At 55.1% G+C, this 21,935-nt stretch carries 14 protein-coding genes; 2 read left to right on the top strand and 12 right to left on the bottom strand.

What is annotated here, in order from left to right:
- Nucleotides 1-86 precede the first annotated feature (86 nt).
- From ACULM0_RS14260 to ACULM0_RS14230, 7 genes are all read right to left on the bottom strand, one after another.
- Nucleotides 87-557 carry a hypothetical protein gene (locus ACULM0_RS14260; RefSeq protein ID WP_463678208.1) on the bottom strand — a complete coding sequence of 157 codons (471 nt, stop codon included), beginning with the start codon at nucleotides 555-557 and terminating at the stop codon, nucleotides 87-89.
- A 264-nt stretch (nucleotides 558-821) separates the two neighbouring features.
- Nucleotides 822-1,025, bottom strand: a complete 204-nt coding sequence (locus ACULM0_RS14255; protein WP_463678207.1) for a hypothetical protein — start codon at nucleotides 1,023-1,025, stop codon at nucleotides 822-824.
- Nucleotides 1,022-1,510 (bottom strand): hypothetical protein, encoded by a 489-nt coding sequence (locus ACULM0_RS14250; RefSeq protein WP_463678206.1) that lies wholly within the window; start codon nucleotides 1,508-1,510, stop codon nucleotides 1,022-1,024. Before ACULM0_RS14250 ends, ACULM0_RS14255 begins: the two co-directional genes overlap by 4 nt.
- Before the next feature lie 215 nt (nucleotides 1,511-1,725).
- Complete coding sequence (locus ACULM0_RS14245; RefSeq protein ID WP_463678205.1) at nucleotides 1,726-3,768, bottom strand: putative bifunctional diguanylate cyclase/phosphodiesterase; 2,043 nt, start codon at nucleotides 3,766-3,768, stop codon at nucleotides 1,726-1,728.
- Between the two features lie 245 nt (nucleotides 3,769-4,013).
- Complete coding sequence (locus ACULM0_RS14240; RefSeq protein ID WP_463678204.1) at nucleotides 4,014-4,364, bottom strand: hypothetical protein; 351 nt, start codon at nucleotides 4,362-4,364, stop codon at nucleotides 4,014-4,016.
- 9 nt (nucleotides 4,365-4,373) lie between these two features.
- A complete protein-coding gene (locus ACULM0_RS14235; protein ID WP_463678203.1) occupies nucleotides 4,374-5,690 on the bottom strand; it encodes a DUF4139 domain-containing protein in 1,317 nt (438 codons plus the stop codon).
- 329 nt (nucleotides 5,691-6,019) lie between these two features.
- Nucleotides 6,020-7,435, bottom strand: coding sequence for an MATE family efflux transporter (locus tag ACULM0_RS14230; RefSeq protein ID WP_463678202.1), 1,416 nt, complete (start codon nucleotides 7,433-7,435; stop codon nucleotides 6,020-6,022).
- Between the two features lie 432 nt (nucleotides 7,436-7,867).
- Between ACULM0_RS14230 and ACULM0_RS14225 the strand changes: the two genes are divergently transcribed.
- On the top strand, nucleotides 7,868-8,572 hold the full coding sequence (locus ACULM0_RS14225) for a B3/B4 domain-containing protein (RefSeq protein ID WP_463678201.1): 705 nt from the start codon (nucleotides 7,868-7,870) through the stop codon (nucleotides 8,570-8,572).
- Between the two features lie 19 nt (nucleotides 8,573-8,591).
- Nucleotides 8,592-9,290 (top strand): radical SAM protein, encoded by a 699-nt coding sequence (locus tag ACULM0_RS14220; RefSeq protein WP_463678200.1) that lies wholly within the window; start codon nucleotides 8,592-8,594, stop codon nucleotides 9,288-9,290.
- A 654-nt stretch (nucleotides 9,291-9,944) separates the two neighbouring features.
- Here ACULM0_RS14220 and ACULM0_RS14215 read toward each other — a convergent pair.
- The 5 genes from ACULM0_RS14215 to ACULM0_RS14195 form a co-directional block, all read right to left on the bottom strand.
- Nucleotides 9,945-14,393, bottom strand: coding sequence for a coiled-coil domain-containing protein (locus ACULM0_RS14215; protein ID WP_463678199.1), 4,449 nt, complete (start codon nucleotides 14,391-14,393; stop codon nucleotides 9,945-9,947).
- Entirely contained in the window at nucleotides 14,393-15,124 is a 732-nt protein-coding gene (locus ACULM0_RS14210) for a DUF6063 family protein (protein WP_463678198.1), read from the bottom strand. The genes ACULM0_RS14215 and ACULM0_RS14210 overlap by 1 nt, the downstream gene beginning before the upstream one ends.
- The gene (locus ACULM0_RS14205) at nucleotides 15,108-16,610 is read right to left on the bottom strand and encodes a replicative DNA helicase (protein ID WP_463678197.1); all 1,503 of its coding nucleotides are present in this window, start codon (nucleotides 16,608-16,610) and stop codon (nucleotides 15,108-15,110) included. Before ACULM0_RS14205 ends, ACULM0_RS14210 begins: the two co-directional genes overlap by 17 nt.
- Complete coding sequence (locus ACULM0_RS14200) at nucleotides 16,603-17,655, bottom strand: DUF2399 domain-containing protein (RefSeq protein ID WP_463678196.1); 1,053 nt, start codon at nucleotides 17,653-17,655, stop codon at nucleotides 16,603-16,605. The genes ACULM0_RS14205 and ACULM0_RS14200 overlap by 8 nt, the downstream gene beginning before the upstream one ends.
- Before the next feature lie 171 nt (nucleotides 17,656-17,826).
- Nucleotides 17,827-21,708 carry a PAS domain-containing protein gene (locus ACULM0_RS14195; RefSeq protein ID WP_463678195.1) on the bottom strand — a complete coding sequence of 1,294 codons (3,882 nt, stop codon included), beginning with the start codon at nucleotides 21,706-21,708 and terminating at the stop codon, nucleotides 17,827-17,829.
- Nucleotides 21,709-21,935: the final 227 nt, after the last annotated feature.

The following is a 21,935-nucleotide window of genomic DNA, read 5'->3' as shown; positions in this document are numbered from 1 at the left end:
CTATTGTCACTGGAGTATAGGCCTTTTTCCACTAAGTATCCCATAACGTCCTTTGGCTTAGCTGTTATGCAGTCATTCAATCACCTCTAACTTTCATTCCGAATTTTCAAGATCTCAAGTATCTGATGTTTCTTTCTCTTGAATGCTCTCCGATCACAGATATTATTCTCATTGTTATCACTATAGCAACCTGTACTGTTGGAGAGGAAGAGTAAACATCTCTCTAGCTCACTTAAGTCTTCATGGCTTGGTATGCCAATCACTTGCCATAATTTTTGAAACTTCAGCGTATTGTTAAAGGCAAAAGTACGTGTCGCCAGTTCTCGGAACACTCTTTGAGCCTCGCTAGATTTTTCATTCTCTCGAGTCAACGATGCTTCACTCATAGGCATGGTACTTCGCATCAAGTTATTGTAAAATTTTACAGAGGATAAAACCTCACTCGTTAAGCTGTAATAGTCTACTTTTTTTCTGTAACAATGTTCAACTAATTTCTCCATCATGATCACACTAAGCGCAACTACTGTAGATACGAGAATGTCTCCAATCATCTTCATTCATCTTTCCTTCCTTCGCTTAGGTGCTATTACTAGACTCTAGTTTCAGAAAATCCTTCTCTTGTAATCAGTCATATCTCTCATTCATAGCTTTTCATATCATAATTGAGAAACCACCTATCCCTACTTCCCTACGCTCTTCCGCTTCTCCACTTCCACGAACCCCTCGGCGATCATGGCCGTCATGGCCATGCCCCCGAGTAGTAGGCCCAATATGAACGCCAGAATGATCCACAACATCACGACCGCCTCCCTTTTGCTTGGTCAGGTGAAAAGTTTTTTAATCAGCTTGAAAATATCGAAACTCGTTCGGTTGTACACCTTGTTGTAGGCATACTTCTTGGGGTTTCTGGCCCAGCCCATGCCCCTGGGCATCTTGATACCCGCCCGGTGGACGATATTGCGCTTGATGCTGGTCCTGGCCTTGATCCGTTTCTTCAGACTCGGTGTTCTGATCCCAAACTTCATCTGTTCACCTTCTCCTCTCGTACAAAAGCCTCGTGCGCTTTACGGTCTTCCCTGAATACCCTAACGCTGATATCATAGCCCGCCAGAATCTCCTTGATGTAAGACAGGCTCGAGGTATCGAAAACCAAAAAGATCAGGGTCAAGGGATAACGCAGGCCCCTGCACTGTTTGTAAAGATCCTTTCTGGACTGTGCGTCAAAGGCATCGTACAACGCTAGGTCAGGCAGTGTGCCCCGCTTCATCGTCTGGTCTGCCGTGCGACGTAAGCCCTCGTCCCTTAGCACGTGCAGGCCGATGAAAAGCATCAGATCCTCGACCATGTGCTCTAGCGTCGGGATCATGCGAACCTCCACCTCGTCATAACCCGATCGGATCAACCAAGCCGGTCGGCTGTTCTCCCAAAGTTCCACCCGAACCAGGGGATCGATTCCATCGCGAAAAGTATGCTCACTACCAACGATCACTTCTGCCGTCATGATGCCCATCTCTTTCCTCCCTTCCTCTTTCTACAAGTTTTCTGAAAACTCCTGCAAGATCTTGGGTCTACTTTTGTCGATTTTTGTCAGTTCTTCGACTTTTTCCATCTTCATATCCATCCTACAAGCTAAAGTGGCGCTATCTCGTCACTAGGCAAAAATCATAAAAAATCCCCGGCATTTGCTATTCCAGCAAACACCGGGGATTTGGCCCGTTCTCAAGCTTATAGGATACTCCTGTTGTCCTGTTCCATCAACCGCTCCAGGGTCATTGGCATGGCCAGGTGGTAGCCCTGACCAAAATCACAACCCAGATCCACTAGAAAGTCCAGCTGCTCCCTTTTCTCGATTCCCTCGGCCACCACCTGGTAACCGATGTCCTGGGACAGGGCCACCAGGCTACTGATGATCTTCTCGTCCATCAGCGTCACACTGATCTTGCCCACGTAACTCTTGTCCAGCTTCACATGGTCGATCGGTAGCATCTTGAGATAAGACAGCGAAGAGTAGCCCGTACCAAAATCATCCAGGGCAATACAGAGCCCCAAATTTCTCAGTTTCTCCACCTGGCTTACCGCGCGGTCCACATCGGCGATGACCGCCGTCTCCGTGATCTCTAAGATCACCGACTCTGCCGGCACCCTGTGCTTCTCAAGGAGGCCGCTGACCATCGGCACCACTTCTTTACTGATTAACGTGTGCGCCGATAAATTCAGCGAAAGGGTAAACGCCGGCCCGTACTTACGCTGGAGCGGTTCGATGGCCTCCAGCGCCTTATCGATCACCCAGCGATCGATCTCCAAGATCAATGCCGTCTCCTCGGCGATGGGAATGAACTCCGCGGGACTGATCACGCCCATCTCTTCGTGCGTCCACCTCACCAGGATCTCCGCTCCTGCTGCCATCCCTGTGCGCAGGTTGTAGATCGGTTGCAACACGATCGAGAAATGATCCTCCCGGATCGCCTTATCGATCTCATTCAAAATCCTGAGACGCTTTGCCTCCTGGGTGAACAGCGACTCCGAGTAAATGATACAAGTCTCTTCCTGCCGCTTCTTGGCCTCGTTCATCGCTAGGTCCGCATTCTTAAAGAGCACGATCGCACTGCTGCCATCTGTCGGATAACCCGTCACACCGAAGCGGTAACCCAGCGTTCGCTCCTCACCATCGAGATCGAAGGTTGATGAGAGGGTCTCCTTCAACGCCTGGATGCGCTTTTCCCCCACCACCCTTGACCCCTGGTCGTAAAGCAGCATACCGAACTCATCCCCACCGATTCGGGCGGCCACATCATGTTCACCCGCAAAATCCGTCAAACACATGGCCACCTGCTGTAGCAGATGATCCCCCACAGAATGCCCGTAGTGATCGTTGATCGCTTTGAACCCCTCGACATCAAAGAACACCAGGGTAAAGGGGATTTCTTCCTCGATACGCTCCTTGGCCTCTTGTTCCAACAGACGCCTGTTCCCGATGGACGTCAAGAAATCCACGTAGGTCATCCGGTCGATGCTCTTGATCATCTTGTTCTGTTCTGTCATATCCACACCCACGGTCATATAGGAAATCTCGCCAAGCTCATTCGTCAGCTTTGATGTGTTCATCAACACATCCACCGGACTTCTCTGGCGATCGCACAAATGCAGATCCATATTGCTCAGCTCGTGGGTACGCACGTGATCTTGTATGTACTTCATCGTATGGTAGGACTCATGCTTTAGGGTCATGACCGGCACGAGCTCCGTCCACTTGAGGTTGCGAAGCTCCTCGATCGAGTAACCGAACAACTTCTGCCCGTAACTGTTCAGTGTATGCAGCCGTCCATCGCGGTGCCAGGTCGCGATCAACACAGGGGCCATTTCCAACAAATGCTCTGCGTGGTACTTTTCCCGGATCAGATGACCCTGTGTCTCCTCGAGACTCGCGTTCAGCTCCTCGAGCTCCGCATGGGCATCGGCCAAGGAATCGTAGGCCTGCCTGAGCTGCTCCACATAAGAAACACGCTCATCCGCTTTCTTCCGCACCAATTGATAGATCAAGAGGGCCGTGAGCACCACGAAGAGCCAGCCCTTGATCGTCTGCAAACGATCCACCAGCTGTTGGTCGCGAATAACGAAATGAAGGATCCGATCCGTCAACCCCACCCAGAGGATACCAAAGATTAAAAATGCCCTCGCCACATAGATCGACTCCTGGTGCGGCGAAGTCGACTCATGAAACGTCTGATGCTTAGAAAGACCCCAGAACTTGATGATCCGTTTGAACACGATGCGACAACCCCTCTGCTTCATCTATCCTTCGAATGCCTCGTTGTATGACTAAAAGTAATTAATCTCATTATACCGTTTTCACCCCTCTTGAGGAACCCCTCACTGGCATCCTTTGCAGGAAAATCCATATTTTCCGCACTTTTTCGATCGATAAAACCCATTTTATCCACAGCCTTCGACTATCCGAACAAGGCCGCAAAAAAAAAGAACCTCCCCAGCCGAACCAGCCGGAGAGCAGGTTTTCACCTAACCGCGCGCATCAGATCCTCCAAACTTTCGCGCTCCTTTTCCTCGACCGCCCTGAAAGGGCTGTAGGCATTCCACTGGCCCGCGTAGGGAAACCACCAGGGCTGGGCACTGATCACGCTCAGATCGACAGCCACAAGGGCGCAAATCTTGTCCGAGGGTATGCCCTCCTTGGGTTCCGGATCGTAATCCCCCGTGCACCTGCGGATCTGCTCATGCGTCAAACGCGGGAAAAGCTGGCGCTCGGCCTCCTCTAAGGAGCACGTGACAAAATAGGCATCCTGGCCGCCGAAGGTCGCATCCATCAGCCGGGCCTTGCATCCCGGCCAGTACAGTTCCGTGTACATGATTCCCTCCTACTCGCGTCCCTTGACCGTGAGCTCCACCCGACGGTCCACCTTGTAGAGATACCGCACCGTCACCGTTTGCCCCGCCGGAACCTGGACGACATACCGGATCTCCCGACTGCTGATCGTCTCGTAGTCGTGGGAACTCTGCACCATCTCCCAGGTCTCCCAGATCTGCGGCGCCACGTGCACCTCTGCCCCTTGTCTTTTGTGGTTGCGGATCTCGCAGGCGTACTGGTAATACTCGAAGCCTCCGGATTTTTTTCGTTCCATCAGTTTATGATCAAAGTGCACATCGAAGGCGCGCCCGATAGACAAGCGAATCTCTTCTTCCACAGGTGTGTGATCGATCGCATCCTCACCGATAAAGGCAAGTACATCCGAATCCTCCAAGTCATCATAGACTTTCACCCGGCCCGCGGGCAGCGGCTCTCCAAGTCCCGACCGGCCATCGTTCACCAGCGTCAGAATCACTTCCGCCTCACCCGAGTACAGGTTCAGCTCGTAGTGCTTGCGATAGGCCACGGATCTCTTGTGCAAGAAACGAACTTGCTCTTCACGTCCCTCCACGAGGGTCACCGGTTCGGGATGGGCGTAGGCGTAATAATCCCCGTAGGCCTCGAGCCCAGGAGATGCCTCGCTCGCCGCGAGAGAAGCTGCATAGATGCGCTCCTGCCCGGCAGGATCTTCCTCCTCCCGAACACGGCGCACGTCCCCTGCCACGAGACGCAAGTGAACCGATTTAAAATCCTTGCCGGACCGGTTCTCGATCTGAGCCCATCCGGTCAATTCCAGGTCTTCGCCCGATAGGCGGACCGTGTAGTGCGCATGCCAACGAACCCCTTTAGTGAGGTAGTGCATCCGGATTCTTTCGGCCGCCTCAGGAACAAGCCGACAGATCATCATCGGTTCTCGCGACCATCCTTCGGGGATCTTCGGAAGCAAGAGTTCGCGACCCGGGGCAAAGGACACCTCCCCCGTCTCGAGATCCTCCACCAGGACCCACCCGTCGCTCTCCACCGCATGAAGGCGATAGGCACGCTTCTCTCGCACCCCCTCCAGCTTCCGGTACACGTCCATTCCCAGGTAACGATCGAGTAACCCCTGTCCCGTGATCGGATCAAAGGCAAAGGTATAACCGAGGACCTTGACCCCCTCCAGGACCAAAGAATCCTGCTCGATTCTCCGCGGCACATCCTGGAGCACCAACTCCTGCTCTATACCCTCTAATGAAACCTTGCGATACTCCTCCACCGCTCCAAAACCTTGACCGTACAGCGTCAGATGGACCGTCTGAGACTCTCGGCTATCGAAAACCCTTTTCATCGATTTCTCTCCTAAAAGCCCGCCATGCAGACGGGACAATAGCTATCGCGAATGACTACTGGTGGGACTGCTGCTTGTCGTCCCTAAGATACCAAAGACCCGCCAGTACAAGTAGGATGAGTAATGCCATATACAACATAGTGATTCCTCCTTCTGCTATACCCTACGCACTTTCAACGTTCTACTGGTACCTTTCTTACAGCATAATATGGTTTGTGGCGTTATTTCGTCAGAACAAGAGCGAGGTGAAAACTATTTATCTTATCTTATGCCCAGTCCAACCGCTGTTCAAACGTAGACATGAAAAGAGACCCGGCAACGCCGGGTCCTCATCCGTTCTGTTTGGTCGCGTAAACCCATTCTTCTGTCTGCTCCGGTCGCTCGCTCGCCAGCACTCGCTTCATCAGCACCTGGGCGATGAGAAAGGCCACACATTCTGCGATGGGAAAGGCCAACCACACCGTATGCGGTGCTCCGGGCCTGGTGGAGAAAAACCACAGGAGGGGGAGGGTCACTATGATCATCCGCAGAGAGGCGATCACCAGGGCGTGCACGCCGCGACGGAGGGCCTGGAAGATCCCCTGGTAGGCAATGTTGCCACCGGCAAAGAGAAAGCCCAGGGTCACGATCCGGATGGCCCGAACACCCAGTATTTGTACCTCTTCCGACAATGTGAAAAGACCCATGATGTCTGTTGCGAAAAACTGCAGGGCAAAGGCGCCGGTTCCCATGATGAGGAGCAGATACAAAAGACCATAGCGAATCCCCTCCTGTACCCGGTCGTGGTCCTCCTTGCCGTGGTTAAAGGAAATCACCGGCACCATGGCATTGTTCATCCCAAAGGCCGCCATCACCACGAACTGCTGGATCTTGAAGTAGACCCCGTAGGCTGTCACCGCCGCCACCGACACCGCACCGAAAAGGATGTTCACACCGTAGTTCATCACGGACATCAGGGCCTGCATGAGGATGGCCGGGATGCCCACACGGTAGATCTCCCAGACGATCTGTCGCCGGGGGATCAGATGGACGAGACGCGTCTTCACCTCTTTGTTCAGGCCATGGTGAAAGAATAAGCCCACGACAAGCGACACGCACTGGCCGATCACCGTGGCGTAGGCCGCCCCGCGAATGCCCAGGGTCGGCATCCCCAAGAGGCCGAAAATCATGATCGGATCAAGCACCAGGTTCGTCAGCGCACCCGACACCTGGGCCGTGGTGGACAGCATGGACCGCCCTGCACCCTGGAGGAGTTTCTCATAGATCACAAATACCATGACCCCAAAGGAAAAGCTCGTGGTGATCCCCAGGTAGTCCGCTCCCATCTGCAGCACCTCGCGGTTTGACGTCTGCGTAGTCAGATAGGGGAGGACCCCCACCCGGGAGAAGAGAAGGAAAACGAGAGAAGACACCAGACCAAGGAACAGGCCGTTGCCGGCCACCCGACCGGCCTTCTCTCGATTGTTTTCACCCAGGCTCCGAGACAGGAGGGCGCTCACACCCACACCCGTCCCCACACCCACGGCCACCATCAACATCTGGATGGGGAAGGCCAGGGTGAGGGCATTCACCGCCAGGTCCCCCTTGTTCGGGATCATGCTCACAAAGTAACTGTCCACGATGTTGTACACCGCCTGTAGGGCCAGCGAAAACATCATGGGCACCCCCATCTTGAGCAGGAGGCCCGGGATGGGTGCGGACCCCATCGGGTTCTGCACCCTCTCTCTCTCGATTTCTCTGTCCATTCCTTGGTCCTTTCTCGATCGATCGACTCATCGATCTCTGCATCCCTAAACACATAATTGATATTATGTTAACACAGTTCCCCCCTTTTGTTTGTGACCTTTTCATTACAAATGATTCCATTTTTATTTTTTAAACCTCAATTGGACACCTTCCCTATCTTGACAATTGTGTGCATCTTTTCTATCATTGAACCGAAGAATTCTCATCGCTAGGTTTTCGAGGCTTCCGCGACCGCCCGGTCGGCTGGTCCGAGAAAAATCGCATAACCGCTTTGGATAGTGACACGTAAGGAGGAAAACCTGGGTGGTCTGCCGCGTAGATCCCCGGGCGCACCCTTTTTTTCTGACCAACAACCCGCACCTCCCCCTACGACCGAAGACCGCCGTCGGGGTTATCGGTCGAAGAAGCATACCCAGTTAAGGAGGCACCACATGAAGAAATTTACCATCGAAAAGAACTTCTGGTCGATTTTTCCCGAGGCCAAGATCGGCGTCATCGTCGTGAGGGGCATCGACAACACCTATGACGATAAAAGTGCCTACGAGGCCATGCTCCGCGAAGCGGAAACCCACGTCGCCAAGCACGTCCCCCTAGACCCCATCAGCAAAAACGAAGTGGTCGGCGTCTGGCGCGATGCCTTCGGCCAGTTCAAAACCAAAAAAGGTGCCCGCTCTTCCATCGAAGCCCTTCTCAAGCGAGTGGCCAAGGGTGACACACTGCCCACCATCAACCCCCTCGTGGATATCTACAACGCCTGCTCCATGATCTATGCCCTGCCCAATGGTGGGGAGGACATCGATACGTTCCAGGGAGATCTGAGGCTTACCACCGCCACTGGTGAAGAGCCCTTCACGACCCTGGGGTCCAACAAGAGCGAACCGCCCTATCCCGACGAGGTGGTCTACAAAGACGACGCTGGCGCCGTCTGCCGGTGCTGGAACTGGAGAGAATCCGTCCGCACCATGCTCACGGAAGAGACGACTAAGGCCTTTCTCGCCGTCGAGCTGGTCGACCTAGACCGACTGGACGCATTAAAAGAAGCCCTCCTCTTTCTCGAGACCAACATCTCCGAGAAACTGGGTGGTGACAGCACCGTCTACCTGCTCGACCGTGACCACCCCGAAATCACACTATAGGTTGAAAGAAGGAGGACCCATGGACGAACTCACCATCAAGGGCATCTACCGGGAGGATGATCAGAAGGTCCTCGAGATCGATGTGCTTCCCGAGCGCTACTGCAACTTCAACTGCATCTTCTGCCCGATCGAGCGAACGGACAACCAGACCGACGAGATCCAGCCCCTGGCGTGGACTGAAGGCATGCTGGAGGCGCTTGAAGACACCCTGGAGAGCCGATCCATCGATCTCGTCTTCATCAACCCCGCCGGCGAGGGTCTCGTGCACCCGGCACTCGAAGAGATCATCCGCCGCATCCACTCCAAAGGGTGCAAGGTCCGACTGCTTTCCAACGGCTACCTCTTTAACGACGACCGCTACCGCCACATCGCCAACACCTGCGACGAGGTCATCTGTGAGATCAAGACGGTCACCGAGACCGATTTTAAAAAGATGCAGCGACCCCTGCCCGGCTACACATTGGAGGCACATTTCTCCGGCATGGCCGCCTTTAACCGCCAGTACCCAGGCTCCTTCATCCTGGAGATCACCATGATCAAAAATCACAATGACTCCGAGGCCTCCATCGAGGAGCTGGAACGGCTCATCCGCCTGATCCGTCCGGACCGCCTCGAGGTCGTGACCCTAGGGGCTCCCTTTGACAAGAAACTGGGGATCTCCCAGGAAGAGCTCGATGCCCTGACCCATCGTTTCCAGCGCGTGCTCGACGCGATGTAAACGGACACAGTTCACAAGCAGACCTCCCAGACCACCGTGCGTACCCTTCGGTACGCGGCGGTTCAATCGCTTAAGTGCTTTCATAATCGCTCGTACTGTTTCAGGATTTCAAAATATCCTGCCTGTACGAGCTTTTCGTTTGTGATGGAACGTGTCCGTACCGGGCTTCCGGCCATTCGCCAGTAGCACAGCCTGAATTTTCCCAAGTGTATTCTTGATCGATGTGATGTGGTAGTGATTCAGCCAACTTATGCCATAGGCTTTGACTTCCTTCATGCATTAGGTCCTCGGCACCCTCTTGTTCGCGACTTTTTCCGAGCATCGACGCTCTGCTCTCCTGCATATTCTTTTAAGTTCCGCACGATCCCTTTGCAGGCAGCCCTTTCGGCAGTCTGCTTTCAATACGTCGTCCTCCTGATTTGCCCTTATATGAGATTTCTGTTCGTCGGCCCGGAACTTTGCCCGTCAGAACGCCTCGCGATGGACACCCTTGCCTTCGGCTACCGCTTCCTACTACCGAACGCCTAGTGGACCTTCACCACCAGGTTATCGCCCATGCCGGGCGCACTAAAGAAAGAGACACCCTGGGTCTGGACCCAGGGTGTCTCTCTGTGCTGTCGTCCATTCTCTTCCACCAACAGGCAGAGGGCTTCATCAGACGCCGAAGAGCGACAACTGTTCTTCCTGTTCCTCGTTGAGCCTGCGTAGCGTGGTGGGCGCGTGGTCCTCCAGATAAGCGTAACGGATCTGCTGGTCTCTGGTCATCACCTGCTTGCCAGGTGCATGGCTCGCTCGCAGTTTGCAGCTGAATACAATCGGGAAGTAATCGCTGATGTACCTGCCCTCCGCGTGTGCGGTGAAGGCGATCAGTTGATAGCCCAGCTGCTCAGCGATCAAGAACACCGGTTCGAGCACGTGGTGGCTCGATGCCGCGCCAAAGGGATTGTCGAGCAGAACCGTTCGCATCCGCTTCATCCGCCGGTCATCGGCCGAGCGTTTCTCCGCAATATAATTCTGTATGCCCAGGTAGAGGGTCATGTTCTTGGACCACTTCTCGCCACCCGACCACTTGTTCGAGTGGCTCCAGTCCGTTAGGGAGCTGGAGATCATCAGATCGTTGGTCACCTTGCGGCACTTGACGCTGATTTCCTTTCCGCCGAAGAATTTTCCCAATAGCACCTTCGTCGACATCCACCGGCCGATTTCCTTTTTCATCCGCTCCGTATCTTCCGTTCCATCGTCTTTTTTGTACTCGGATTCCTGCACTTGCGTGGACATCCACACGAGGTGCTCGCGGATCACCTCTTTCCCCTTGCTCTCGGCTACCTCGGGGGCCGTGATCTTGAAGATCTTCTTTCGGTCTTCTTTGAACGTCACCCAGGTTTTCTGTTCGATGATTGCCAGCTCCGACAAGATCCGTGTGAGGAAGACGTACAAGCGATCGATGAGCTTCACAATCTCCTCGTCATGTTCCCTAAGGCTATGCTCAGAGATCTCGATCACACGTCCGATTCCTTTCTTCACCTGCTCTCGCCACTGCAAGAGCTCGTCGTAATCATCCCGACCCTCGAGAATAGCCAGCGTGCTGTGCTTGAGCTTGGGGTCGTGGATTTTTTGCTCGCAGAAATGTCGGAAGGAACGTTTCATCTCATCCTTGCGCTCACCGGCCGCCGCTACTTTTTCCCGGTGGACCTTCAGTTTTTCGATGCGGGACGCCACCGTGGCCTCCCGCTGGTAGCGATAATCATTCCACAGGGACTCCGTGGGGGGGGCCGATTCGATTTTTTCCGAGAGAAAGCCATAGGTCCGGTTCTCCACGGCGAGATCCTGTAGGATCAGGTCGATCTCCTTCGCTAGGATCGCCTGTTTTTTCTCCTCCTCTAGCAGGCGCCGCTTCTCCCTCGCGAGTCTTTCCGCTTCCGCCTTGAGGTCACGTTCGACGATCTCCAGGGGATGGTCAAAGGTGATCATCTCTCCGAAGGTTTCATGGAATTCTTCGAGCAGCAAGCGCCACTCGGCATGCACCGCGTCCATTTTCTCGCGTGCGGTTGCCAGACGGCTTCTCACCGTCTTTTCTGTCCTGTTCATCTTTGCCACGGCGTCCTTGCCTTCCTCGAGTCGCCTGACCACGGTCTCCGTAAAGGGAAGGGGTTCAAAGGTGGCCAGATCAATCTGCGCCCGTCCCGCAATGCCCTGGGCCTCCTCTCGAAACCGGCTACCTTTCTTTTGAGCGTCGGCGCGTTCCCGCTCCAAAACACCCCGTTCTTTCTGTCGGTCCCCGAGCAGCTGGTCGACATGGTCCACGCGCTGCCGAAGGATCGACCGATCCTCTCCGCTCACGAGCGGCTCCAGATCCTTTACTTCCCTGTAGCCATCCGACCGCTCGAGAAGGGTCAGATCGTTTTCACGTCTTTGACGCTCCACTGCCAGGGTCTCGATCTTCTCTTCTCGCTGGGCCAGCTGATACGCAAGCGATGCCAGTGAGCGGAGGAGTTCCTCCAGCTTCTCCCGCTGGACACTTTTCTCCCGCGTGGCCTCCTCGAGCCGTTTTAGATCCCTGGCCATCCGCTGGGCGTCCCTGATAAATCGCTCGAGAGCAGCTTTTTCCTGGTCCAGAATCCTTTCCTGCTCACGCCAGGTCTTGAGGCGACTCCTGATCTCTTGGAGACGACGTTTGAGCAGTGTCGCGCTTTCCTTCAAACCGGCCCGCTCCTCACGCGCCAGTGCCAGCGACTCCCTCAGCACATCGTAGGCCTCCCGGCTTGTTTCAGAAAAGAATCCTCTGATCTCATCGGTCAGCGATTGTAGCCTTTTGAAGCGCTCATCCAGGGTTCGTCTGCGCTCCTGGTGTTGGACCAGCTCTTCGTGGATGGCACCGCGCCATGTATCGAATATACCGGGATCTAGATTCTCAATCCAGTGCCCCGGGAAGACCCGATGGCCGGGCGAGCTTTCGGCCGCGCCCTGGAGGTGCTCGATCACCTCCAGATCCGTCATCACGCGAACGGGGTGTTCCTTTTTCACCGATGACAAACGGACCTTGCGCACCAACGACTCGCGCTCCGAAGAAAGACAGACCAGCGTGATGGCCCACTCGGGATATGCGGCGATCAGCTTCACCTGCTGCTCCTGGTCCACATGGTCCTCTAGATAGTCTGCTCCCCACTCGAGCAAACCGAACTGAGAACGCCAGCGCCTTACTTCTTCGGCAAAACGGGGATCGGCCACATAACGCTCCACACCCTCGTAGCGGTGGAAGTGGTGATTTGCCGTGGACTCATCGCGGATCACCCTCTCACGCTCCTCTCCCAGCTGGGTCAGTTCGCGCTCGAGCGTCGACAGTACCTGGTGGGCATCCGTGTAGAGGTTCTTGTTCGTGGTCCCCTTGTCCGTGAGGAGCAGATAGCGCTCGTAGAGTCCGGCGGACCGCCCTTCGATCCGATTGATCTCATTGACCTTCAGATCGATTTTCGATTCCAGGCTCCCGATCTGATCGGTCACATCCTGGAGTTCTTCGTCTACCTGGACCCGCTCAGCCGCTAGCTCGTTCTCCATCTGGTGTCCTTCGGCCAGCTTCTGCTCCAATTGCACGAGCCGCTCCTTCTGGCGTCGCAAGAAAGACTCCACATGATCGGGGCCCTCTAAGCCGGGCAGATCGCGTTCCGTTTCCTTCACCGCGAGATCGAGCTGGTCGGCCGTGGCCGCCAGCCTCTCGATACGACCCAGAAGCGATTTCTCCCGGTCCCGCAGGTTAGAAATGACGGCTTTCTCCCCGTCGAGTTCAATCCGCTGGTCTGCAAGTGTATCGGACAAGCCAGCGATGCTTTCGCTCAAGGAGGCGCGTTCCACCGCGTAGGAATGGGCGATCTGCCGGAGGAGACCTTCTCGTTTTTCGATCAGTTCCTGGACATCGACCTCGGAGTCGAGGATCGCAATCTGCTCCTCCAACTGCTCGGCCCGCTCCTCTTCTTCTCTGGCATCGTGGAGTTTGGCCGCTAGCTCGAGCGCATCGAGCTCAGCCTGTTCTTTTTCCAATCCCTCGATAAAGCTATTGTACTCCGTGGAGACGACCCGATGCTCAGCATATCGTGCCTCATGAGACCGTCGCTTTCGCTCCACCCTCAGGGCCTTGTCTCTTTTGTTGTGGTCGTGCACGCCCGCCTCGAGCATCGCCAGATCTGATGCGGTGTTCTGCAGGGCTTCGGTCGCTTGTTCGCGCTCGAGCGATACCTGATCATAAAGACCGCTCATCACGGATTTCTCCGCATCGTAGGCTTCCCTGGCCTCTTGGTAGACGCCGTAGCGGGATACGTAGTCATCGATCTTGCCCTGGATCAATCGGTTCTGATCGATCACGCCGATCAGTCTGCGGTACTCCTTCAGATGCTGTCTGTGCTGTTCGAAAATCTCTGTAAAAACTTCTGCGCTCATGCCTTCGATCGCTTCTTCTACCGTGGGGATTAAGAGGTTGTTCACCAGCTGAGAGGTCGTCGCCGCATCATCGAAAAAGGCCTCGATTCCGCCCTCGGAAGAATTGATCTTCGATATGCTGTGCCACTCCCCCGATGAGATGTGGTAGAAGGACTCCAGGTGCTGGTGGTAGTCCTTCAGGGTATCGTGGGTGCGGGCCAGGATCGCCTCGTTCTTTCTCTTGAGATAATAGTCCCGCATCTCCCCGTGGGAAGCCGGGCGCATAGCGCCATCGCTCATCTCCACCGATAGGGGAAGCGACTCCAGGTCGTGGGCATGGCCCTCCTCGTACTCCTCGGTAAAATGATAGGATTCCAGTTTGCCAGAGGATTTCAAGAACAGCGTCACCGCTGTCAGCAGGTAGCGCCTCGGTCGCTCGTCCAGGATCCATTCGACGGCGATGTGTGTGGCCCCCGAGCTGAGGGCCAGGGTCTCGTGGATCTTGCGACCCGCGTGTTCCGAACGAGGGAGCACGGCCTGGAGGATCATCTGGACGAGCACCGTCTTCCCTCCGCCGTTTTCCAGCAAGAAGGCCGTGTTCAGTCCATCGAGAAAAAAGGTCTCGTCGTTATACCGTTTCAGCCCGCCCTCGTAGAGCACATTGCACAGGCGAATCTTTGCTATCGTGGCCATCAGGCACCTTCTTCCTGTACACCGTAGAGAAACGCTAGGATTTCACGGTTGTATTCCGAGTCCATGTAGTACTTTCCAACGATATCCTTGGAACGATCCGTCAATGCGATCTCCCCGTTACCGAGATCCACCACCAGCTCTTGCAAGAGGAGGAACTGCTTCACGGTATTGAGAAAGCTCAATCGGCTGTTTGTTCGCGCATCCTGTTTCTTGGCACGCTCGTTGGTATCGTCCAGCGACAACCACTTGTCCACGATGGCCTTCCAATTGTAGTTCATCTCCCGCTGCCGGTAGAGGAGCACTTCTTCGTCGTGGCGAGAGAGCATCTCGACCTGTTCGTTGACCGCCGAGAGCCAGAGACCCATTGTGGTGAACTCGAGGATCGGCTCTGTCGTGTGGTAACTATCGTAAAACATCCCGTAGAGGGAAATGATGGAGAAGTACATGAGATAGATGTCGGCGTTCAGTGCGTTTTTCGGCAGGTGCTCGACCTTGAGCCGTTCGTTGGAGATATGGAAGGGGGAATTTTGCACCATGGGGATGAAAAGTAGCCGATCCCCGGTGACGACCACCGTACAGTTTACCTCCTCGGCAAATTGTTCAACCAGGCCACGCACACCATCGTCGAGAAAGAACTCGCTGTGCTCTTCCAGACTGCAACTACCCCCGTGGCTGAGCTTCGTGTAGATGCGAAAGGCCTGTAGGATCTGTTCGTTACGAAACGTCATCATTTACCTCCAGTATCATGTTCAGATCGTTGATCTCAAATCGGTCGGCGGCCCAGAGGGTCCGATCGGTCTCCAGGACCCGAATCTCCCGGTAGCGGCCCTCGAGGAGCTCCAGCGCTTCTTTAAGGACCAGGTGGGAGCTTTCACCCTCCCCATCCGCCACGCTGATCGGCGAGAACTGATGGAGTACCATCCAGAAATCGTAGAAGTATCGCGTGGTCAAGATTGGGTCCTGTCGCTGCTCGAGGCGGTCGACGAGGTCCGAAAGACGCAGTCGACCCGATGCATCGGTCTCCTCTAGACAGAGTGACATCAGCTTGCCATAGAGCGCGGCCATGCGGTTGGCCTCCTCTTCCTTGTGCCCGTCGACCTGGGCATAGGCGCCGGTGAACTCCGATTCGTCTCTGTTCATCACCCGCTGTGGAAAGAAGACGCTCAAGGGGGACCAGATGACGGTGTGCTCCAACATGAGAAAGGGCTTGGACAGGGTCCTGAGCGTATCCACCGGCAGGGGTTCAGAGATGACCCTGGCCATGAGCTCGCGGTTGAAATTGAAGGATTCCACACCCAGGTAATAAAGTGACTCCTTCGCCGCGACCAGCGTATTACGCTTGAGCTTGATGCTCTCACCGAGCAGCTCGTTATGCTGGCGGTGCACGCCGCCCAGTTCGCGGCTCACACGCATGGCCTGCCGAAAGACTTCTCGATCGCGATCGCTCCGCAGGTTGTTCTCCAATCGAACCACGGTCTCCTGTACGAAGGTCGCCAGGGACTCGAACTCCACATCTTCCACTTCGAGCCGTCTGTTGATGTCTGTGATCAGCTCTTGGTATTTCTTCAGCACCTCGTCTGAGGTAATGTTGCGATTGATCTCTACGCCCAGCCGGTTCATCCGGTCGTTCAGAGAGGCCACGTTCAGACGCATCTCCTCGATCTGCCTAAGGGCTGACATGAACTCCCCTTTCTCGAGCTGCTTGCGCAGGAGCATCTGGCTGATGGAGATCTGATACTCCGCATAGTACTCGTTCGTCGAGAAGACCAGCTCCAGGCCGTCTTCATCCAGCTCGTAGTACTGCTTGTTCTGCTCGATATGCGAGAGGCCGGCCTTGAGGATCGAATAGTAAAAGGTATCCTCCTTCCCCTGTTCATAGTCGTAAAAGGTTTTGGACAGGCGTCTCCCGCTCGCCGGACGGAAGGTGCCGATCATCTCACGCGCCAGGGAAAGGTAACCCTTGTGGTCGAAACGGTAGCGCCCTTCTAGACGACCGGACAAAAAGACGGCCAGCTCCTCCACGCCCGCGTGGTGGCTCCGGTTGAGCTTGTGCTCGAAAAAGAAAAGAAGCGTCAAAATCCCCAGTTCAAATAGGTCCACCGGCCGATCTTCTGCGTCCTTCATTCGCCTGCTCTGCAATCCAAAGAGCGGTTCGAAGAGGGCCAACCGTTTGATCCGGTCCCGGTAGTTCTTGATCACAGCCTGTTCATCAAACATGTTGTCCCCCCATCAGCGCCTCGATCGCCGACTGTGCAAGCGCCTCCTGCGGTATGTAGTGGTCCGTTCCCAAGATGGAAATGATCCGCTCGCCTTCTTCTTTTCCCACCTGGAGCCCAGCCAAAAAGGCCTGCTCCGCATCCGGTCGCCTGCGGTGTGTCTCCTTGCCCGGTACAGCTTCACAGTCCAGGAGCGACCGATACCAGGTCGGGGCCGGGCTGGTATCGCACACTCGGGACAGGGCGTGCCAGATGGCAATCCCCTCTCGATCGAGGTCGCCAAAGTAGGCGAACCGGTGGGTCCCGGAAGCCGACGGGTACTGCCGACGAAAGGCATCGATCCCCGAAACTACACGCCAACCCGCTCCGTAGATCAAGGTCTCGTACCGAGACCCCTGCAGCAAGTCGAGCAAACGGAAGAAAATCGACTTGTTCTCCACAATGAGATGATGCCCTTGGTCAGCCGTACGGACGCTCCTATTGAGACCGAAGGCCATCGGCTCGACCTCTCGGATCAGGAGCAAGTCATCCTTGATCCCCAGACGCTCGATCAATTGCATGCCACCGAGCTCGTCCAGCCACTTCTCGTTGCCCGTGATCTCGAAAGAACGCTCGGCTACAGTGCCCACGTCCTGCGGCAGACCGCTGCGTCGCAAGTAGGCATCGATCGCCAGGATCCACGGCTTGTCACGGTACCAGGTCGCCTCGCTCTTGTGATAGTACACATCAAGCGAAAGCTTCGGATGCAGGGTCAGCCGGGTGTTCGATAGATCCATGCGAAAGGCGCGGAATAATTGATCGGTATGAATGCGGAGCGCTCTCGGGAGCGCTTCTTTATGCGTTGTGTAGCCGGAACTCGCGATCGGGGAAAGCGTGCCTTCTTTCAATAACTCGTGAATCGCTCGGTACAGCTCTTCATAGGAGGGCTGCGGTGCGATGCGATGCGAAATCATTTCCTGCAGCTCGATCAGGGAGATCTTCCTGCGCCTGTGTTCCTTGAGAATCACCACAATCGCTTCTTTCAAACGGTTTTCATTGCCACGCATAGCCTCTCTCCCTCCCCGGTATTCCCTTTCTCTACTTTTCTAGTATACGATACACAGCAGTGGAATTCACCATCGGTCTTCAGCAAAAGGTCGCGAGCATCCATTTTTCCTTTTCCACAAAAAAGGAACACCGTACCCAGTGGCCACGGTATCCCATCTTCTCTTGTTTGTCTAGTGCTTTCGACCCTTCATCATGCGGTTGAAGACCTCCACGAGCTTCGGATCGAACTGCGTACCGGCACACCGCTGCAACTCATCTAAAGCCTCTTCCCACGACAGCTTCTCCTTGTAGCTCCGCTCTCCGGTCATGGCCTCATAGGCATCGGCTACCATCAGAATCCTGGAGGCCAGAGGGATTTTTTCTCCCTTGAGCCCCAGGGGGTAACCCTTACCATCCCAGCGCTCGTGATGGTGCCATACGATCTCAGCCACCTGTGCGTGGTGTTCCACAGACCGTAGAATTTGATAACCGATCTCCGCGTGCTGTTCGACCAGCCGCCGATCGCCCGCGGATAATGGGCCCTCTTTGTTCAATAGGCCTGCCGGTAGGGCTACCTTTCCGATATCGTGCAGGCGGGCCGCCTGACCGATCCGTTCGGTCTCCTCCCGCGGAAGGCCAAGGGCCTTTGCAAGCTTGAGGCTGTGGTCTCTTACCCCTTCTAGATGGGCACGCTCCGTGGGGATCGTTGCTTCTAATCGGTCCACCACGAGCGCCACGGCCTTTTTGCGGGCAGCTCGCCCGCGCTTTCTCTTGTCCTTGTACATCTGATGGTCCGCATGCTTCTGAACTGCCTCCAGGGACTGATCGGTTTCTGTTTTCGTGGCCAGACCCACAGCCACGGACACCGGGAGGATGCCTTCCGTCTCCTCCTCTGCGACCTTCAAGATCCTATCGAGAATGCTCTCTGCTTCTGCCTCTGAGGTCATGGGGAGGAGAACGAGAAACTCATCCCCGCCCACACGACCGATCAGATCGTCTGCACGGCAACTTTTCTTCAGGATACGGGCCACTGCCTCGAGCAGTGCATCACCCTCTGCATGGCCAAAGGCATCGTTCATCAGCTTCAGACCATTTACATCGAGCATGATCACAGATAGCGGTAATTGTCGTCCGTGATCGAGCCGGCCCATGGCATCCTCCATGTAGCGCCTATTGTAAAGCCCCGTCAGGGAATCGTGGAAGCTCAGGTACTCGATCTCATTTTGCTTGGACTTGAGTTCCGTGATATCGCTGATATAGCCGTACCAGAGGATCGAACCATCCTCCAGCTCTTCTGGTCTTGCAGACCCTTGGATCCAGCGGATCTCTTGATTGTCAAGCAGAATGCGGTACTCCTCATTCCAAATGGACATCGATTCGGCCGATTCGCTGATGGACGCGTACAGATGTAAGATATCGTCGGGATGAACACGAGCGAAGACCGCATCGGCATCGGCCATAATCTCATCGGGCGTCAGTCCGTAAACAACCTCGATCCCCTCGCTGGCAAAAGGGAAGGAGAAGGTGCCGTCTGGTGCCTTCCTAAACTGATAGATGCCGCCGGGCACCTGCTCGGAGAGTTTCGTGAGGAGACGGTCTCGAGCCGCCAGTCGCTCTTTCAACCGCTGTCTCTCGGAAATCTCTTCCATGAGCACCGCGAAGTACCCCGGTTTCGGACAGTAGGCGTGAATACTGAAATAGCGATTCGCTTGCGGTACGTGATCCTCATAATGGGCAGATTCACCCGTGAGGGCCACGCGCGCGAAACGCTCGAGCCATAGGGCGTAAGAATCCGCAAAAACTTCGCTCGCCCGCTTCCCGACCACCGCTTCGCGACTTCTTCCGGACAAAACTTCGAAAGCACCGTTGACGCTCAGGATCTTGAAGTCCACGGGCTCATTTTCCTCGTCAAAGAGCAGCTCGTAGAGGGCCAGCCCCTGGTCGATTTCATCCACCAGGGTACGGTACTGCTCCTCGCTCCGTTCGAGCTCGTCCCTCGTTTTTTCCGATGCCAGCTCTGCACGGTGGCGGTCGATGGCCAGACCCAACTGGTTGCTGAAGATCTCGGCGATCTCCTCTTGATCAAAGGACTTGCCCCTGCCCATCACCAACGTGAAGTCGCCGAGCATCCGACCCTTGCGCATGATCTTGACGATCACCGTTTCTCCCACGCCAAAGGTTCGCTCGATGGCTTGCACCACTGACCTCGGCAGAATATCTCCTGCTAGATCGGATAGGGAATCAAAGCGTGTGGTAATCTGATCTTTGATCTGTTCCGCACGAAGGGGATTGTGGGGCCAGCTGCTTCCCTTGATCGCGAAGCCCAGCATCTCTGTCGCGCGCCTCAGCACCTTGTCGTTGCCGGAAAGGGCCATGGTGATAAAGGCTTTACCATCCGCATCGTAGAGATTAAAGAAGGCCGCCTTGCCATCGCAAAGGGACAAGAACTCATCCGTGATCTTCTGGTAATCGAGCTCCTCGGAATGAAGACCCAGGAAATAACCGGAAGTCTTCACCATCTGGCGGAGAGCACTTCGTTCCTCCTGCTGACGTGTCACATCCCGTGCCGCGGCGTAAAAGAGTCCCCCGTGCACCTGCGAACGCCACTCGATACTCCTGTAGCCCCCGCCTTCACATCGGTAACGGTTGATAAAACCCTTCACTTCACCCCTGTTCGGTAGGGCCTCGAACACCGATTCGGTCATAGCGAGATCGTCTGGGTGGACGAAATCCATGAACTTCTGCCCGACCAAGACATGGGGTGCATAACCCAGTACATGTTCCCACTCACGGTTCACCCGCACGAACCGACCCTCGCTATCCACAATGGCCATGAGATCCAGATTGACCTTGAAAAAGCGCGCCATCTCCTCCGTCCGTTCTTGAAGGGCGTCGCTCGTTTTCTTCTCTTGCGTCACGTCGATATGCGTCCCGGAAAGCCTGAGGGGTTCGCCCGCCTCGTTCCAGGAAATCACGTTCCCCCTGTCGGCGACCCACACCCAGTGCCCATCGCGATGAAGCATGCGGAGGCGCATGTCGTAGTAATCCACTTCTTTGGCAAAGAGACCGTTTAGGGCCTCTTCGGATTTCTTGAGATCCTCCGGATGGGCGAAACGCTGCCAGGTTTCGATCGACACAGGTTCCAGCTCCTCGAGACGGTAACCGATGATCTCGGCCCACCGTTCGTTTAAGATCAGCTCTCCTGTCTGCACATTCCACTCCCAGGTACCGGCCCGAGTGGCTTCCAGAATATGCGTGAGCCGCTGCTTTTCGGCCTGGAGCGCCTCCTCTACCTCGACGCGCATGGAGATATCACGGACGACACAGATCACGCCGCCCGATTGTCCATCGATCCCCCGCATCGGAGAAATCTGCGCATCGTACCAATGCCTTCCATCCGGAAAATCGAAATAGTACTCGATGCGTTCGGGCACCAGCGTCTGGAGCACATGTACCAATGCATCCTCAATGATGCTAACAGCCGGTTCTGGAAAACCGATGTCCCCAATGTGTTTGCCGACTATGTGCTCCTTCTCAATATAGAGGGCATTTTTCTCATGAGAAAACACCTCTCGATAGACGAGATGCTCATCGATGACAAAAATCATCTCATTGAAACTCTCCACAAGAGCGCGTTTTTCACGCTCGCTTTTTCTCAGGTGTCGCTCGGCCTCGATCCGGGCAGAGACATCCCGCGAGCTAAAGAGAATCGATTTCTGTTTTCCCGCGGCATCGTAGAGGAATTTCCCCATGGTCTCGAACCAAAGGTAAGAACCGTCTGCCTTCAGATAGCGATAGGAAATTTTGGCCGTCTCCCTGCCTGCTTTTAAAAATGCGCTGAAATCCCTCGCTACCTTCTCCTGGTCATCGGGATGAACGTAGTCCAGTGCAGACTCACCCAGCAACTGGTCCTGGATATAGCCCAGCGTCTCATGGGACCTGCTGACCCATTCGAATCGCCCCTCCAGACTCACCACGCAGACGAGATCGAACATCTCGTCTGTGATCTTCCGCAGTCGCTTGAGCTCTTGCGCATTTTCAGTTTTATCTGTTGCTTTCTTCTCAACACTCACGGGGACCTCCCCTAGAAGCTCAATATCTTCCGTCTGCGCACCGTTTCTAGATCAGCGCTTTTTTTCTATACCCTTTCATTATATGCCGACCGACGGTTGGACGTCAAAACAATCTACTCACTTGGCCGCTTAAAACAGCCAGATCGCTGAAGATCTATAAGAAGAAGAACGCAGCCAAAACGAGCTCGTCAAAATCTCTGCCTTCGAAGCCTGTTCCTCTATAGAAC

This window comes from Halotolerantifilum yawarlongkerapense, from assembly GCF_054506745.1.
The sequence above is the reverse complement of the archived record's forward strand: the minus strand, read 5'-3'. Positions and strand labels throughout refer to the sequence as shown.